Raw genomic sequence first — 16,124 nt, forward strand, 5'->3', positions numbered from 1 at the left:
CGAGGGCGCGTGCGCCGGGCCTGCCGCGCAGCCGACGAGGGCCGGTGGGCCGGACAGCAGCTCGAGGCTGTCCGGCCCACCGGCCCTCGTGCTTCCGGGCGGTCCGCCGTTGTGCCGGCGCGCCGGCCGGCGTCAGTCCGTGACGAGCCCCTCGCGCAGCTGGGCCAGCGTGCGCGTGAGCAGGCGGGAGACGTGCATCTGGGAGATGCCGACCTCCTCGCCGATCTGGGACTGCGTCATGTTCGCGAAGAATCGGAGCATGATGATCTGCCGTTCCCGGGGCGGGAGTTTGGCGAGCAGCGGCTTGAGGGACTCGCGGTACTCCACTCCCTCCAGTGCTGCGTCCTCGTATCCCAGCCGGTCCGCGAGCGAGCCCTCACCGCTCTCCTCCTCGGGTGAGGGGGAGTCGAGCGAGCTGGCGGTGTAGGCGTTGCCGACGGCAAGCCCGTCGACCACGTCCTCCTCGGATACGCCCAGGCAGGCGGCGAGTTCGGACACCGTCGGCGACCGGTCCAGCTTCTGGGCGAGTTCGTCGCTCGCCTTGGTCAGTGCCAGCCGGAGTTCCTGCAGCCGGCGCGGTACCCGCACCGACCAACTGGTGTCCCGGAAGAAGCGCTTGATCTCCCCGACGACCGTCGGCATCGCGAAGGTCGGGAACTCCACGCCGCGTTCGCAGTCGAACCGGTCGATCGCCTTGATCAGGCCGATCGTACCGACCTGGACGATGTCCTCCATCGGTTCGTTGCGGCTGCGGAAGCGGGCCGCCGCGTACCGCACCAGAGGGAGGTTCAGTTCGATGAGCGTGTCGCGGACGTAGCCGCGCTCCGGGCTGTCCTGGTCGAGGGCGGCGAGCCGCAGGAAGAGCGATCGGGAGAGGGTGCGCGTGTCGATGGTGTCGCTGTGGTGGAGCGCGGTCGGTGCGTCCTGGTTGAGCACCTTCGAGCTGTCCAGTTCTAGGGACATGCCACCCCCTTGAGGTCGCGGACGGGTCGCAGCGGCTCCTCGTTCGAGGAAAACAGCAGCCTCCACCTGAATACCGGCGGTTGCGCCGCGGCAAACGCAGTTCCAGCAGAATGTCACATGTCGGCAACGCGCTGTAGCGCCAAGTCGACATATCTGGGCGGGAAATGGGCGGCGGAGGTCGCTCGATCCGGTTACGTCTCGATCCTGTTTGCGGATCTCAGCCGGGCGAAGCTGCGGGACAGCAGACGGGAGACGTGCATCTGTGAAACACCCAGTTCAGCGCTGATCTGGGACTGTGTCAGGTTGCTGTAGTACCGCAGCAGGAGGATCCGCTGTTCACGCTCGGGCAGTTGCACGAGCAGGTGCCGCACGAGGTCGCGGTGTTCCACTCCGGCCAGCGCGGGGTCCTCGTACCCGAGCCGGTCCAGCAGTCCCGGGAGGCCGTCTCCCTCCTGGGCGGCCTCGAGGGAGGTCGCGTGGTACGAACGGCCGGCCTCGATGCAGGCCAGAACCTCCTCCTCGGGGATCTGCAGGCGCTCGGCGATCTCGGCCGTGGTGGGTGAGCGTCCGTGCAGGACGGTCAGGTCCTCGGTCGCGCCGTTCACCTGCACCCAGAGCTCGTGGAGACGGCGCGGCACGTGCACGGTCCGCACGTTGTCCCGGAAGTAGCGCTTGATCTCCCCGACGACGGTCGGCATGGCGAAGGTGGGGAACTGCACGCCGCGTTCCGGGTCGAACCGGTCGATCGCGTTGATGAGGCCGATGGTGCCGACCTGGACGACGTCCTCCATCGGTTCGTTGCGACTGCGGAAACGGGCCGCTGCGTACCTCACCAGGGGCAGGTTCGCCTCGATCAGCGCCTCCCGGACACGGGAGTGCTCGGGGGTGCCGGCGTCGAGTCCGGCGAGCTCCTTGAAGAGCACCTGGGTCAGCGCCCTGGTGTCGGCGCCCCGGCGCTCGCGTGCGGTGGCGGCACCGGCCTCGGCAGTGTCGCCGTCGCTCTGCGGTGGCGCTCCGGGCGTTGTACGGGCCGACACGGTCACGCCCCTTTACAGTTCCACTCATCCGGCAAAAGCGGTCATAGCATCACAAGACATGTGCACTGTGTGCAAGCACCGTATAAGTCCGTGTTGGGCGGTAAGTTGGGGCGTCGACGGGCTCTGCGCGGGAACTGTCCCTGGTGCCGGGCGCCGGGGGAAGACGCAAGACCTCAGATCTCGTAGTCCGCGATCACCCAGGTGGCGAACTCGCGCCACTGTGTCACGCCCGCCTGGTGAGCGGGATGGTCGAGGTAGCGCTGCAGCGCGTCCTGGTCGGCCACGGACGAGCAGATCGCGTAGTCGTGGGCGATCGGACGGTCGCTGATGTTCCAGGCGCACTCCCACGACAGGAGCTCCGGGACGATGTCGCCGAGCTCCTCGAAGGCCGCCACTCCCTGCACGACCCGTGCCTCATCGCGCCGTACACCCTCGTTGAGCTTGAAGAGGACGATGTGACGGATCATGCGGAGCCCTCCCGGAGAACAGGGGTCGGCCGCCGTCAGTAGATCAACTGGGTCATGAACTCGCCGACACCCTGGGCGGCGCTGGATATGCCCTCGAAGCCTACCTGGACCAGCTCCGCCGATCGTTTCGGGGACGTGATGATCGTGTACAGCACGAAGACGATGGCCATGTAAGCCGCGACCTTCTTCGCCTGGGCCATACCGTGCTGCCTTCCCTGCGGGTGTCTCGACTGCCTGCCCCCGTACGGACGCGTGAGTCTATCCATACGAACTGACGAATTGGATGGGGGGAGACGTCAAAGATCCCCGAGACGCCGTCGTCCCGCCGACCGTTCGGCGAGAGCCCGGCCCGACGGCGGGTCCGCTCGGTGGCCGGGCCTTCTGCCCGGCCGCTGCGTGCGTCGCTCCCGCACTTCCGGACCGCGGCCGGGAGGATGGGTGCCATGCGGGTGCGGGAGTGGTGGGCGTGGCTGGGGCGGTGGCTGATGCTGCCCCTGGACCACCCTGCTCAGGCGGTCTACGGCACGGTCATCACCGGCGCCGTCATGTCCGCCTACTCGGACCCTCCGGTGGAGACCGGTGATGTGGCCGTCGGCGTCGTCGCCACGGTGGTGGTCTACTGGCTCGCCCATGTGTACGCCGAGGAGCTCGTCCACGCCACGGAGGGCCGGGTCTTCTCGTGGCGGCGGCTGTGGTCCACGATGCGCGGTCAGGGCGCGATCGTACGGGCGGCGCTGTCACCGCTGGCCGTGATGGGGGTGGCCCTGCTCTGCCGGGCCACCCCCATCGTGGCCCTGGGGATCGCGGTGTGGTTCACCGTCGTGCTGCTCGCCTGCTTCGGCGCGGTCAGCGCCCGCCGGGGCGGGCTCCGTGGTCGCTCGGTCGTGCTCGCAGCGACGCTCGCCGGCTGCCTGGGGCTGATCCTGGTCGCCCTCAAGAGCTCGGTCGACTAAGGCGTGTTGTGAAGTAGCGTCGTCCACCCCTGGGGCGCCGCGAGCGGGACGGGACTTTCACAACACGCCTCAGCTGCTCCTGACGATGTGTCGGGGTCATCCTTCGCCGCCGGTCGAGCGACGTGGACGGACGCATCGGTTCCGGCCCGGACGCCCGCGGAGACCGGAATCGGGCCGGTGACGAGGTCGGGCGACGACGAAGGGCCCGGTTCGTGTGAACCGGGCCCTTCGTCGAGAGCGGTAGCGGTGGGATTTGAACCCACGGAGGGCGTGAACCCTCACGCGCTTTCGAGGCGCGCTCCTTCGGCCGCTCGGACACGCTACCGAGAGGAAGCTTAGCGGACGGGGGCCGTGGTCCGAAATCGGTTCCCGACGATCAGGCGGGACGCCCCCGGAAGAAGCTCGTCAGCAGGTCACCGCACTCACCCGCCAGCACCCCGAGGACGACCTCGGGCCGGTGGTTGAGCCTCCGGTCCCGCACGACGTCCCACAGCGAACCGACGGCACCGGCCTTCTCGTCGACCGCCCCGTAGACCACGCGCTCCAGCCGCGACAGCACGATCGCCCCGGCGCACATCGTGCACGGCTCGAGCGTCACCACGAGCGTGCAGCCCGCCAACCGCCACTCGCCGGTCGCCCGGGCCGCCTCACGGATGGCCAGCACCTCTGCGTGCGCGGTCGGATCGCCGGTCGCCTCCCGCTCGTTGCGGCCCCGTCCGATCACGGCCCCGTCGGCATCGAGGACGACGGCGCCCACCGGTACGTCCCCCGTCTCCGGTGCGAGCACGGCCTCCGCCAGCGCCAGCCGCATCGGCTCACGCCAGCGGTCGCGGACGGGATCGGGGGGCGTGGCGGAACTCACCGGCGGGCCGGACGGCAGGGAGTGCGACGTGTCCATGGGGCCAGTGTCGGTCCTGTCCGGACGCTCCTCAGCGGGCTCCCTCCAGGACGTCCCCGCAGCCCAGCGCCTCGGCGATCACGCTCAGCGCGTCGCTCCGCAACGTCAGCAGCTGCGCCTCGGAGACGCCGAGATCGCTCAGGATCCCCGCCTCCCCGATCGGCCCCGGGGGCACCGACTCGTCCTCCTCCGGGACGGCGGCCGGCTCGGGCTCGCCCTCCTCGGTTCCGTCGAGATCGACGAGCATGTCCAGGTCCTCGTCGGGGTCACGGCCGAGCAGCTCGTCCGTGAGCAGGATCTCTCCGTAGGAGCTGCGGGAGGCGGCGGTGGCATCCGACACGTAGATGCGGGGATCCTCCTCGCCGTCCACCCGGACGACACCGAACCAGGAATCCTCCTGCTCGATGTACGCCAGAACCGTGTCGTCGTCGTCCGACGCCTCGCGGGCGAGGTCCGCCAGGTCGTCCAGGGTCTCCACGTCGTCGAGCTCTGTGTCGCTCGCTTCCCACCCGTCTTCGGTGCGCGCGAGCAGTGCGGCGAAGTACACCGTGACTCTCCCACTGATCAGAGGCGTATAGCGGGTCCGAGGGGGACAGCCTGCCTCGCTGCACCCGTCTCATCGGCATCGTGGCAGAAACCCGGGCCCGAAGAGAGGTCTTCCGCGTGTGCGTCGTGGAGCAGTTGGGCGCTCAGTCCGCTGTGCGGGCGATGCCCCCCACGGGTGACGCCCGGCCCGGGCAGCGCGGCGCACGGCGTGTTCCCGCTGCTACCAGCGGAAGGTCCGCATCCGCATCTCCTGACGCATTCGGGCGGCGCGAGCCCGTCGCGGCTGCACCCGGTCGCGCAACTCTTTTGCCTCGTTGAGTTCGCGGAGGAACTGGGCGCGTCGGCGGCGCCGCTCCATCGCGGCCTCCCGGGTGTTCTCCGTTCCGGCCGCGGCCCGGTCCCGCTCCCGGTCCGGCATCGCCCCACCTCCCTCGAGGCCGGCTGCGCGGCGCGGGCGGCCCTGCCACCCTTCCGTTGCCGTGCGCCGGGGACGTATGCCCACTTTCCCCGGATGCGGGGACAGATGCCGCCCCCGCCCCGGCCTGCGGGGCCGGAACGCCCCGCGAACGGCGGCCCGGGGTGCGGATGGCCTCGGATAGTGTCGTCCGCATGCGGATCCACGTCGTCGACCACCCTCTGGTCGCCCACAAACTCACCACACTGCGCGACCGGCGCACCGACTCCCCCACGTTCCGGCGGCTCGCCGACGAGCTGGTGACCCTGCTCGCCTACGAGGCCACGCGTGATGTGCGGACCGAACAGGTCGACATCACCACCCCGGTGACCGGAACGACCGGGGTGCGGCTCTCCCACCCGCGGCCCCTGGTGGTGCCCATCCTCCGGGCCGGCCTGGGCATGCTCGACGGCATGGTGCGACTGCTCCCCACGGCGGAGGTGGGCTTCCTCGGCATGATCCGCGACGAGGAGACGCTCCAGGCGTCCACCTACGCGACGCGCATGCCGGACGACCTCTCCGGACGCCAGGTGTACGTGCTCGACCCGATGCTGGCGACCGGCGGGACGCTGGTGGCCGCGATCAACGAGCTGATCTCGCGCGGCGCCGACGACGTGACGGCGATCTGCCTGCTGGCGGCGCCCGAGGGCGTCGAGATCATGAAGCGCGAACTGGCCGGGGCACCCGTGACCGTGGTGACGGCCTCGGTGGACGAGCGCCTCAACGAGAACGGGTACATCGTTCCGGGCCTCGGCGACGCCGGCGACCGGATGTACGGCACCGTCCAGTGACCGCATCCGCCTGATCCGCTCTCCCACCGCCCCGGGGTCTCGTCCCCGGGGCGGAGCGTTTTCTTCCGGGCAGCTTCGGCCACCCCCAGGAAGCCGGAACGCGGCGGGTGGCGGTTCAGCAGGCGGCGGACGCCTTCGGCGACGGGGCAGGGTGTGCGAGGGCGTCGACCGCCCGGTCGACGTCCTTCTGCGAGACCAGCTTCTTGAAGCCGCTGCCGATGATCAGGTCGACGTCCTTGCCCCTGCGGTCGTCGGACTTCACGGCGGCACCCGCGAGCTGGAGACCGAGCATGCGGAAGCGGGGGTCCTCGGCCTCCGCCTCAGCTCCCAGCAGCAGTCCGCTGGCCTTTACCTTCTTGTCGTACTCGGCCGGGGCGTTGCCGATCTTGCCGATCTTGAAGCCGCGCTTCTTCAGCTCGTCGGCGGTCTTCTTGGCGAGCCCGCTGCGCGGTGTCGCGTTGTAGACGTTCACCGTGATCGCCGATGGCTTCGGCAGCGCCACGGGCGAAACCGTCGCGGCCGGACGGGGCTTGCAGTCCGCTTTGCGTCCCGCCGCGCTGGCCTTGCCGCCCCCGGTGAAGACGTCGACGAGCTGGACCGTCCCCCAACCGAGCAGCGCAAGCGCCGTGACGGCACCGAGGGCCGCGACCATGATCCGGCGGCGGTTGCGCGGGCGGCGCATGCGCGGGTACCGGTCACCGGTGATGCGGTACTTTCCGCCCATGCCCGGGGGAGTCAGCATGCTCATGGCCGCAGCGTAATGCGGAGTGCTGCCCGTGCCTACTAAATGATCAATGAACGGCCGATGGTCCACCCCAAAAGGGGCAAACGGCAGCCCGAACGGGTCAGCCGAGCTCGAGGACCCGGGCGTGGAGGACCTGGCGCTGCTGCAGCGCCGCCCGCACGGCCCGGTGCAGCCCGTCCTCGAGATAGAGGTCGCCCTGCCACTTCACGACGTGCGCGAACAGGTCCCCGTAGAACGTGGAGTCCTCCGCCAGCAGGGTCTCGAGGTCCAGCTGGCCTTTGGTCGTGACCAACTGGTCGAGGCGTACCGGGCGTGGAGCGACGTCCGCCCACTGGCGGGTGCTCTCCCGGCCGTGGTCGGGGTACGGCCGCCCGTTTCCGATGCGCTTGAAGATCACACGGAAAGCCTACCGGTCCCGACGCTCCGTGCGCAGCCAAGGAGCCGGACCGGCTGCCAGGGGTGTGCACCGCCGCTCCGGCTGTGAGGGGTTCAGGAGACGGACCCCGGCGCGGTCACGGCCGACGGCAGTTCGTAGGCGTAGGTGCCCACCGCGTCCGCGATCACGTCGATGCTGAGGTCCAGCGACCGCATGTCGATCCCGGAGAGGTCGTCGCAGGCCACGTGGTAGCAGGGCGCGTAGGGCAGGCCGGCCCGGCCGCCGAACAGTGCAGCCTCCCCCGCGGTCTTGATGCCGTCGGACCCGGTGTGGGTTCCGCCCGCAGGGACCCCGGCGGCGATGAACGGCCCGTAGTCGGAGCGGCCGTCGAAGTCGGTGCCGCGGTGCGGCTCACCGGTCCGGTCGAGGAAACCGGTGAGGTGCCGCTCGAGCGCGGCGGAAGCTGCCGGGCCGGGGCCTGCGCCGACGGCGTCCGAGTCGTCCCCGTCGTAGACGAACCGGCCGGGATTCGGGGATGCGATCATGTCGAAGTTCAGGTAAAGGACCGGCAGATGGCCGCCCGCGGCACCGATTCTTCTGACGTGGGCGCCCGACCCGAGCAGACCGGCCTCCTCCCCCCGACCACCAGGCGAACCGGATCCGGTTCGCGGGCTTCGCGCGGCTCGCGGCCAGGCGCAGAGCCACCTCGAGCAGACCCGCCGATCCCGAGCCGTTGTCGTTCACCCCCGGGCTGCCGACGACCGAGTCGAGATGGGCGCCGAGCACCACCGTCCGGGCAGGATCGCCGCCGGGCGTCTCGGCGATGACGTTGCGCGTGACCCGGCGCTCCCGGAACTCGCGGAGCTCCAGCGAGACGACCACCTCCCCGTGCGCGACCGCCGCCAGCAGCGCCTCGCCGTCGGCCGACGCGACCCCGCCGGTGGGGATGCGGCCGGAGGCCACGTCGCCGAGGGTGCCCGTGAGCACACCCCGGCCGTCGTTCCAGATGATCGCGCCGACCGCCCCGGCATCCGCGGCGGCCGCCTGCTTGGCAGCGAAGGAGCAGCCGCCCCGCTTGACCAGGGCGATCCTCCCGGCGAAGACCCGCCCGGCGTAGTCACTGCCGGTACAGCCCGGGGTGTCGTCCACCGGCACCGCCGCGAGGGGCGCCGTCGTCCCGCCCACCGGGGTGCTCGGGGTGTGGGTCATCGCCGAGACCGTGAGGGGGCGGGGTTGCGGCGAGACGACCGCGAACCGCTGAGCCAGCGGCTCGGTGTAGGTGAATGCGAACGGTTCGTACCGGACGCGGTACCCGGCACGCTCAAGGCGCCCGCGGACGTACGCGGCGGAGGCGTCGTATCCCGGAGTCCCGGCAGCGCGGTCGCCGCGACCCGCGTCCGCGAAGGCCTGGAAGCGGCGCAGGTGCTCACGGGCGCCGGCCGCTGAGGAGTCCCGGACCAGTTCCGCGGCGAGCGCGGCGCCCTTCCCGCCCTGGAGGCCGTGGCCCGGGCCCGCCCTCGCCACAGCGGCTGCGAACAGGGGCGGGGCTGCGAGCGCTGCCGCGGCCGGCACGACGGCCGCGCGGCGGAGGGATCGTGGGGCCACGGAACTCCTTGTCGCGTGCGGCAGGGCGAGCGCGCCGGTGAGCAGCGGGACGCCGGGGCGGATGAAGGGGGGGCAGCGCTAGGCGGGTGCGTGCCATCCATGGCCTCTGACGGGCCCCGTCAAACGCCGCCGGATGCGGCATGCGGCCCGACCGCCGCAAGCCCGCCGAGGCGCGGAACGTACGCCCGCGTGCCCCTCTAGCGTGGTCGGTACCGGCGGACACGACGGACGCGGGACGCCGGGTTCGCCCGCGCTGCAACTCCCCGGGAGGAAACGTGACATGACACCCCGTCCGCACTGGCTCTTCGGGGACCAGCTGGGGCCCCACTTCATCGACCCGCGCCACGGCGGCCCGGATTCCGGGGCGCCGCTCGTCATGATCGAGGCCCGGTCGGTGCTGCGCCGCAGGCGCTTCCACCGCGCCAAGGCCCACCTCGTGCTCTCGGCGATGCGCCACCGGGCGGCGGAACTCGGTGACCGCGTGGTCTACGTCAGGGCGGACACCTACCGGGAGGGCCTGCGCGAGGCCGTGGGCGACAACGGCCGGCTGACGTGCTTCCACCCCACCTCCCGGCGCGCCCTGGGGTTCGTCGAGTCGCTGGGCCGGGTGGACGTCCTGCCCGCCCGTGGATTCCTCGTCCCGCACGACGAGTTCGCCGCGTGGGCCGAGGGGACGAACGGGCGGCGGACGCGGCTCGAGGACTTCTACCGCTGGGTGCGCCGGAGCCATGACCTGCTGATGGACGGCGACGGTCCGGCCGGCGGGCGCTGGAACCTCGACGCCGAGAACCGGGAGCCCCCGCCGCGCGGGGCGCAGACCCTCGACCTCCCAGGACCGTGGAGCGCGGCCGAGGACGCGATCGACGACGAGGTCCGCCGCGACCTCGACCGCTGGGAACGCGAAGGGTCGGTCTCGTTCGTCGGACGGGACGGCCCCCGCCGGTTCCCGGTGACCCGACGTCAGGCGCTGGCGGCACTGAAACGGTTCGTCGCCCACCGGCTCCCGGACTTCGGGCGGTACGAGGACGCGATGCTCGCGGCCGACCCGTCGATGAGCCACAGTCTGCTCTCGGTCCCCCTCAACCTCGGGCTCCTGCATCCCGCCGAGTGCGCCGAGCGGGCGGAACAGGCGTGGCGGGACGGCGTCGCGCCGCTGAACAGCGTGGAGGGCTTCGTCCGCCAGATCGCCGGGTGGCGCGAGTACGTGTGGCACCTCTACTGGCACTTCGGCGAGGACTACCGCCACCGCAATGCCCTGCGGCACAGGGAACGGCTGCCCGGCTGGTTCCTGGAACTGAACGCGGACGTGGTCACCGCCCGGTGCCTGGCGACCGTTCTCGAGCAGGTCCGCGACACCGGCTGGACACACCACATTCCGCGGCTGATGGTCCTCGGCAGCCGCGCCCTGCAGGACGGCTGGGACCCGGCCGAGGTCACCGACTGGTTCCACCGCTGCTTCGTCGACGGCTACGACTGGGTGATGCTGCCGAACGTCGTCGGCATGTCCCAGTACGCGGACGGCGGGGTCATGACGACCAAGCCGTACACGTCGGGCGGCGCCTACATCAACCGGATGAGCGATCTGTGCGGCCCGTGCGCGTACCGGCCCACCGAGCGGGTCGGCGAGCACGCCTGCCCCTACACGGCCGGGTACTGGGCGTTTCTGCACCGGCATCGCGAACGGCTGGCGGGCAATCACCGCATGGTGCGGGCGGTGCGCGGTCTCGACCGCCTGCCGGACCTGCCCGAGCTGCTCGACGCGCAGGCCCGCCGCGGGGACGGCCCGCCCTGAGCCGTGGGCGCGGGCGGACAGGGCCGGACGCGGCGGTGGCCGCAGGAACCGGGCCGGCCGGTGAGACCGGCAGAGCGGGAGAGCGGGACGGCGCGACCGCGCCGGCGGACGCGTCGGTTCGTGGCGCGTTCGACGCTGCTGCGGCGCGTTCGGGCCCGGAGGGCCCGTGGGCCCGCCTAACGTTCCGGAGGTGGAACGTGGACCAGTGCTCGCCGCGGAAGGCGGCGGCGTCGAGCGGCTGACGGCTCTCTCGGACGGCGTCTTCGCCATTGCGATGACGCTGCTGGTACTCGACCTGTCCGTACCGCCCGGCCTCGACGGACCGGCCTTCCGCCAGGCGATGGGAGAGGCGCTTCCCAACCTGGCGGCCTACGCGTTGAGTTTCGGCGTCATCGCGCAGCTCTGGCGCGACCACCGGCGGATCCTGGGCTCCGTCAACGAGGTGGACACCGCGATCGTCACCCTCACCCTGCTGGGGCTCGGCCTGATCGCCCTGCTGCCGTTCCCCACCTCGGTGCTGGCCGAGTACAGCGCGGAAGCACTGGCCGTGGCCGTCTACTCCGGCAGCGTCGCGCTGCAGTACCTCGTCCACCTGGCGCTGATGATCACCGTCCACCGGCGCCTCGGGGACGACACCGAGCGGAAGTCCCTCCGGGCGCGACGTCTCGACAGCGCCGATCTGGCGGTGACGGTCGTCGTGTTCGGGCTCGCCGTGCCCCTGGCGTTCGTGTCCCCCACGGTGGCGAAGTGGTTCTGGCTCGTCCTCCTTCCGCTCAAGGTCACGATCGGGAGGAAGGGGCGCAACGTCCGGCGCGGGCGGGCGTCGGGGACGGCGGAGTGACCCGGCATGCTGCGAAGACCGGCCGGGTGCGGTCGGGGCCGCGGGAGCGGCCACCGGGGCCGTCCGAATCGGAGTCGCGGGCGCGAACAGTCCGGCAGGTCAAGTTTTCGACCATGGGCGGGAACTGACGGACGCCGCGCGTCCCGCGTCGCCAGGGCGCCACGCCCTCTGGGCGGGTCCGGAGGATCGTGCGAGATTGGCCCCATGACGGCATCATCTGAGGTCACAGTCGTGGCGGTCGACGAGGTCGAGGAACTCGCGGTGGACGGGCTGCGGTGGCTGACCGCGGCGGCACGGGCAACAGCCCGCGGAGGTCTCGCCTGGACGACCAGGCCCTCGGACGACGAGATCGACCCGATGCTCTACAGCGGAACGGCGGGGATCGTCCCCGTGCTCCTCGAGGCGTGGCGACACTTCGGCGACGACTCCTACGCCGACACCGCCCTGCGCGCGACCCGCGGCCTCGCGGACATGGTCGACGGCATCGAGGACGACTCCCTCTACTTCGGCCGCACCGGAACGGCCGTCGTTCTGCGAACCGTTCACGACGAACTCGGCGACCCGGCAGCCGGCGCCGCCGCGGACCGCGCGCTGGAACTCGTCCGGTCGCGCTTCGACGGGACGCGCTGGGGCGCGCTGTTCGAGCTGATGGGCGGCAACGCCGGGATCGGTCTCGGCGCGCTTCTGGCCGGCGACGCCGACCTGGCCGTCCTCGCCGTGGAGCCGTACCTGCGGACCGCGGAGCAGACCCCGGCGGGCGTCCACTGGGCGCACCGCGCGGGCACCGACGCCCGTCTGCACCACATCTCGCACGGCACGCTCGGCATCGTCCTGGCGCTCGCCCGGGTCGGCAGCGCCACCGGCCGTGCGGACCTGGCCGAACTCGCGCTGGCCGGTGCCGCGGACGTCGTGGCGCGCGACGAAGCGGGGCCGGAGGGCTTCCTCGTACCGCACTCCACCCCGCAGTACCGCCCCGACGTGATCGAGCCCGTCAGCTACGGCTGGTGCCACGGTCCGGCCGGCGACGCCCAGGCCTTCCGGCTGCTGCGGGACGTCACGGCCGACCCCGTCTGGTCCGCCCTCGCCGACCGCTGCTGGCACACGGTCACGAACTCCGGCCTGCCCCAGCGGCTGCGCCCCGGTTTCTGGGACAACCACGGCCGCTGCTGCGGCACCGCGGGCGTCCTCGCCCTGGCCTGCGACCGGATTGCCGAACAGCGGGACCCGTACGACTTCGCCCGCGTTCTCATCGCGGATCTCGCCGCCCGCGTGGTCCGGGATGCCGACGGCGCCCGCTGGTCCAACTTCGAGCACCGGTCCACCCCGGGCGACCTCGAACCGTGCACCGGCTGGGCGATGGGCAACGCAGGCATCGTCCGGGAACTCCTGCGTTTCGTACGGTTGAGCCGCGGGGGAGACCCCCGGTACGCGTTCGCCTGGCCGGACCAGCCCCAGGTGCCCGCCCGGGCCACGGTCCGCCCCTCCGATGCCGGCGTCGTGCAGTGACCGACCGGGGAGGGTGCCTGCCAGGGGCTGTTGCGGAACCCCCGCCGGCGCCGTGGCCGCGACATCCAGGCCGACCTGGTCGGTGACGGCGGTTGGCAGTTGCCCGGCGCCGTCCCGGTCACGGTGGCCGAGCGCACGTCAAGGCGGGCCACACCCTTCCCGCCCGGACCGACCCTCAGCTCCGTGTCCGCCCCCTGGTCCTCGGCGCGGGCCGGCTCACGACGGCCTCCCTGCCGGTCCTGATGACCTGGGCGGTCTCCCTCGGCTGCCTGGCCACCCTGCTCATGCTCCCGGATCCCGGCACCCGGCGCCCGTGGACCGCCGCGGCTGGACTCCTGGCCCCCGCCCTCGGCTTCGCCATCCAGGGGATGACGCGAGAGGACGACGGAACGAGCCGAACCCACCTGTGCGCGAGCCTCCCACCAGGAGGTGAACCAGGCCGAGGTCGACGCCGGTGAGCGCGACGATCCGACCAGCAGCGAACGCGGGGAACCGGCCGCGCTGCGGCGGGAGAATCGCCGGCGGCGTCGGGCGTCAAGTCGCCGTGCATGTTCATCCGCCGAGGCACCGGCCGCGGCCAACTGATGCGGCGGCACGGGCAGAGCGCGACCATGTCCTGCAGGGCCGGGCCGTCCTCAACGGTCGACGGCCCCGACTGAGACCAGAACTGAGACCACGCAACGACGAAGGCCCCGACCGGTTTCCCGGTCGGGGCCTTCGTTCAGCCCGGTGAGGCTGGGCGGAGGATACGAGATTCGAACTCGTGAGGGGTTGCCCCCAACACGCTTTCCAAGCGTGCGCCCTAGGCCACTAGGCGAATCCTCCGCCGCAAACAATACAAGACGCGAAGCAGTGCTCGCGAACCCCTCCCTCGTCCGTCGGCCCCACACCCTCCCGAACCCCTCGGGGGACCCTCCCCCGGTCCCGGCACTGCTGCGGATCCGCTAGGGTGGGGCCCAGCCCCTCACGTGGCGCCATCTCGCTGAACTCCCCCAGGGCCGGAAGGCAGCAAGGGTAGGTGGGCTCTGGCGGGTGCGTGGGGGGCCCTTTGCTTCCCCGGGCCTTGCGGCCCGCTCGTCGCGGCGGAGGACGCCCGGGCCGCGGCGCCGTGCCGTACCCGCTGTGCGCGGGCCCCGGACGACGGCTTCTCCGATTGTCGGCGGTCACCGATATCGTCGTATGCGTGTCGTCCCTCGCGCTGTACCGCCGTTACCGACCCGATACCTACGCCGAGGTCATCGGGCAGGAGCACGTGACCGGTCCGCTGCAGCAGGCGCTGCGCAACAACCGGGTCAACCACGCCTATCTGTTCAGCGGCCCGCGCGGCTGCGGCAAGACGACCAGCGCGCGCATCCTCGCCCGCTGCCTCAACTGTGAGCAAGGTCCCACTCCGGACCCCTGCGGCACGTGCCACTCCTGCCTCGACCTCGCCCGCAACGGACCCGGCTCGATCGACGTCATCGAGATCGACGCCGCCTCGCACGGCGGTGTGGACGACGCCCGCGAGCTCCGCGAGAAGGCGTTCTTCGGTCCCGCCTCGAGCCGGTACAAGATCTACATCATCGACGAGGCCCACATGGTCACCTCGGCGGGCTTCAACGCCCTGCTGAAGGTGGTCGAAGAGCCGCCGGAGCATTTGAAGTTCATCTTCGCGACGACCGAGCCCGAGAAGGTCATCGGCACGATCCGCTCGCGTACGCACCACTACCCCTTCCGCCTGGTCCCGCCCGGCACGCTCCGCGAGTACCTCGCCGACGTGTGCGAGCGCGAGCGGATCCCGGTCGAGGACGGCGTTCTGCCCCTCGTGGTGCGGGCCGGCGGAGGCTCGGTGCGTGACTCGATGTCCGTCATGGACCAGTTGCTGGCCGGCGCCGCCGACGACGGTGTGACATACGCCATGGCGACGGCCCTCCTCGGCTACACCGAGGGCTCGTTGCTCGACGCGGTCGTCGACGCCTTCGCGGCCGGCGACGGCAGCGCCGCCTTCGAGGTGGTCGACCGGGTGATCGAGGGCGGAAACGATCCGCGCCGCTTCGTGGCCGACCTCCTCGAGCGGCTCCGCGACCTCGTGATCCTCGCCGCGGTTCCCGACGCGGCGGACAAGGGCCTGCTCGACGTTCCCGTCGATGTGCTCGAGCGCATGCAGGCCCAGGCCTCGGTGTTCGGCGCGGCCGAACTCAGCCGTGCCGCGGACCTCGTCAACACGGGTCTGACCGAAATGCGCGGCGCCACGTCCCCGCGGCTCCAGCTGGAGCTGATCTGCGCGCGCGTGCTGCTCCCCGCCGCCTATGACGACGAAAGCTCCCTCCGGGCCCGCGTCGAACGCCTGGAGCGGGGCGCAGCGCTTCGGCCGGCGGAGCCCGCCGCGACGCCCGGGGACGCACAGTCGCAGGGCCCGGCCGCTGCCCGGGCCGCAGCCGCCGGCCGTCCCCCGCTGGACGCCGGATCGCCGCGGCCCGCCGCAGCTCAGCCTCCGCCCGCTGCGGCCCCCCCGTCGCAGCAGGCCCCGCCGGAGCCGGGTCCGGACACGGCCTCGTCCGAGCCCGTCACGGCCCCGCCCGGCGGCCAGCGTCGGCCCGGAGGCTGGCCCACCGGCACCGGCAGCGGTAGCGGACCGGCCTCCGCAACGGGGGCCCCTTCCGCGGCGGGCGGAGCCGCCCCGCGGCCCGGGGCGTGGCCGACTGCCGCGTCGGCCGGTGCGGCCGCATCCCCCTCCGGGCCTGCACCGAGCGCCCGGGCCGGGGCGCCCGCAGCGCAGTCGGCGGCTCCCGCAGCACCGGCCGGACCCGGCGCGGTCCCGGACATGGCTCAGGGGGCGGCCCAGGTACGCCGGATGTGGCCCGACATCCTGGAGGCGGTGAAGAACCGGCGGCGCTTCACCTGGATCCTCCTCAGCCAGAACGCCCAGGTCGCAGGGTTCGACGGAACCACCCTCCAGATCGGTTTCTCCAACGCCGGCGCCCGTGACAGCTTCGTCGGCGGCGGCAGCGAGGACGTCCTGCGCCAGGCGCTGAACGACTCGCTCGGTGTCCAGTGGAAGATCGAAGCAGTGGTGGACCCGTCCGGAGGCGCGGGCCCCGGTGGCTCCGGCCCCGGCGGCTCTCCCGCCGCGCCCCCGCCGCCGGCCGCCCCTGCCTCGCCCGGTCCTGC

15 protein-coding genes, 2 tRNA genes, 1 other RNA gene and 1 pseudogene are annotated in these 16,124 nt (G+C 72.0%); 7 read left to right on the forward strand and 12 right to left on the reverse strand.

All coding sequences use genetic code 11. The annotated features are described in order from the left end of the window. Window positions 1–132: 132 nt before the first annotated feature. From M1E25_RS22945 to M1E25_RS22960, 4 genes are all read right to left on the reverse strand, one after another. Entirely contained in the window at window positions 133–963 is an 831-nt protein-coding gene (locus M1E25_RS22945; protein ID WP_251418743.1) for an RNA polymerase sigma factor SigF, read from the reverse strand. Window positions 964–1,154: 191 nt separating this feature from the next. Beyond that, window positions 1,155–2,006, reverse strand: coding sequence for an RNA polymerase sigma factor SigF (locus M1E25_RS22950; protein WP_251418745.1), 852 nt, complete (start codon window positions 2,004–2,006; stop codon window positions 1,155–1,157). Window positions 2,007–2,173: 167 nt separating this feature from the next. Then, window positions 2,174–2,467: a Dabb family protein gene (locus M1E25_RS22955; RefSeq protein ID WP_251418747.1), complete on the reverse strand. Its 294-nt coding sequence runs from the start codon at window positions 2,465–2,467 to the stop codon at window positions 2,174–2,176. Window positions 2,468–2,502: 35 nt separating this feature from the next. Then, window positions 2,503–2,667 carry a hypothetical protein gene (locus M1E25_RS22960; RefSeq protein ID WP_251418749.1) on the reverse strand — a complete coding sequence of 55 codons (165 nt, stop codon included), beginning with the start codon at window positions 2,665–2,667 and terminating at the stop codon, window positions 2,503–2,505. 243 nt (window positions 2,668–2,910) lie between these two features. Here M1E25_RS22960 and M1E25_RS22965 point away from each other — a divergent pair, with 243 nt between their 5' ends. Beyond that, the gene (locus tag M1E25_RS22965; RefSeq protein ID WP_251418751.1) at window positions 2,911–3,420 is read left to right on the forward strand and encodes a hypothetical protein; all 510 of its coding nucleotides are present in this window, start codon (window positions 2,911–2,913) and stop codon (window positions 3,418–3,420) included. A 238-nt stretch (window positions 3,421–3,658) separates the two neighbouring features. Here the strand turns inward: M1E25_RS22965 and M1E25_RS22970 are convergent. The 4 genes from M1E25_RS22970 to M1E25_RS22985 form a co-directional block, all read right to left on the reverse strand. After that, a tRNA-Ser gene (locus M1E25_RS22970) sits at window positions 3,659–3,745 on the reverse strand. Between the two features lie 51 nt (window positions 3,746–3,796). Continuing rightward, window positions 3,797–4,318, reverse strand: coding sequence for a tRNA adenosine(34) deaminase TadA (tadA, locus tag M1E25_RS22975; protein WP_251418753.1), 522 nt, complete (start codon window positions 4,316–4,318; stop codon window positions 3,797–3,799). A 31-nt stretch (window positions 4,319–4,349) separates the two neighbouring features. Then, complete coding sequence (locus M1E25_RS22980; RefSeq protein ID WP_251418755.1) at window positions 4,350–4,865, reverse strand: tRNA adenosine deaminase-associated protein; 516 nt, start codon at window positions 4,863–4,865, stop codon at window positions 4,350–4,352. Window positions 4,866–5,084: 219 nt separating this feature from the next. Then, window positions 5,085–5,282, reverse strand: a complete 198-nt coding sequence (locus tag M1E25_RS22985; protein ID WP_251418770.1) for a hypothetical protein — start codon at window positions 5,280–5,282, stop codon at window positions 5,085–5,087. A 191-nt stretch (window positions 5,283–5,473) separates the two neighbouring features. Between M1E25_RS22985 and upp the strand changes: the two genes are divergently transcribed. Continuing rightward, window positions 5,474–6,109 carry a uracil phosphoribosyltransferase gene (gene upp / locus M1E25_RS22990; RefSeq protein ID WP_251418757.1) on the forward strand — a complete coding sequence of 212 codons (636 nt, stop codon included), beginning with the start codon at window positions 5,474–5,476 and terminating at the stop codon, window positions 6,107–6,109. A gap of 115 nt (window positions 6,110–6,224) precedes the next feature. Here the strand turns inward: upp and M1E25_RS22995 are convergent, their stop codons facing one another. From M1E25_RS22995 to M1E25_RS23005, 3 genes and pseudogenes are all read right to left on the reverse strand, one after another. Beyond that, window positions 6,225–6,857 carry a LytR C-terminal domain-containing protein gene (locus M1E25_RS22995; RefSeq protein ID WP_251418759.1) on the reverse strand — a complete coding sequence of 211 codons (633 nt, stop codon included), beginning with the start codon at window positions 6,855–6,857 and terminating at the stop codon, window positions 6,225–6,227. A gap of 97 nt (window positions 6,858–6,954) precedes the next feature. Continuing rightward, window positions 6,955–7,251: a type II toxin-antitoxin system VapB family antitoxin gene (locus M1E25_RS23000; protein ID WP_003955420.1), complete on the reverse strand. Its 297-nt coding sequence runs from the start codon at window positions 7,249–7,251 to the stop codon at window positions 6,955–6,957. A gap of 92 nt (window positions 7,252–7,343) precedes the next feature. Next, window positions 7,344–8,835 (reverse strand): annotated as a pseudogene (locus M1E25_RS23005) (M28 family peptidase). Between the two features lie 280 nt (window positions 8,836–9,115). On the opposite strand from M1E25_RS23005, the gene M1E25_RS23010 reads away from it, so the two are divergent. The 3 genes from M1E25_RS23010 to M1E25_RS23020 all read left to right on the forward strand — a co-directional run bounded on the left by M1E25_RS23010 (window position 9,116) and on the right by M1E25_RS23020 (window position 12,974). Beyond that, the gene (locus tag M1E25_RS23010; RefSeq protein WP_251418762.1) at window positions 9,116–10,627 is read left to right on the forward strand and encodes a cryptochrome/photolyase family protein; all 1,512 of its coding nucleotides are present in this window, start codon (window positions 9,116–9,118) and stop codon (window positions 10,625–10,627) included. A 190-nt stretch (window positions 10,628–10,817) separates the two neighbouring features. Next, on the forward strand, window positions 10,818–11,468 hold the full coding sequence (locus M1E25_RS23015; protein WP_251418764.1) for a TMEM175 family protein: 651 nt from the start codon (window positions 10,818–10,820) through the stop codon (window positions 11,466–11,468). A 204-nt stretch (window positions 11,469–11,672) separates the two neighbouring features. Continuing rightward, complete coding sequence (locus M1E25_RS23020; protein ID WP_251418766.1) at window positions 11,673–12,974, forward strand: lanthionine synthetase LanC family protein; 1,302 nt, start codon at window positions 11,673–11,675, stop codon at window positions 12,972–12,974. Window positions 12,975–13,714: 740 nt separating this feature from the next. Here the strand turns inward: M1E25_RS23020 and M1E25_RS23025 are convergent. Further along, window positions 13,715–13,799 (reverse strand) — tRNA-Ser (locus M1E25_RS23025). A gap of 131 nt (window positions 13,800–13,930) precedes the next feature. Between M1E25_RS23025 and ffs the strand changes: the two genes are divergently transcribed. Beyond that, an RNA gene (gene ffs, locus M1E25_RS23030) (signal recognition particle sRNA small type) lies at window positions 13,931–14,025 on the forward strand. Window positions 14,026–14,157: 132 nt separating this feature from the next. Further along, window positions 14,158–16,124 (forward strand): DNA polymerase III subunit gamma and tau (locus M1E25_RS23035; protein ID WP_251418768.1); only part of this gene is annotated, 1,967 nt, incomplete at its 3' end.

This window comes from Streptomyces meridianus (genome assembly GCF_023703325.1).
Classification (GTDB): domain Bacteria; phylum Actinomycetota; class Actinomycetes; order Streptomycetales; family Streptomycetaceae; genus Streptomyces; species Streptomyces meridianus.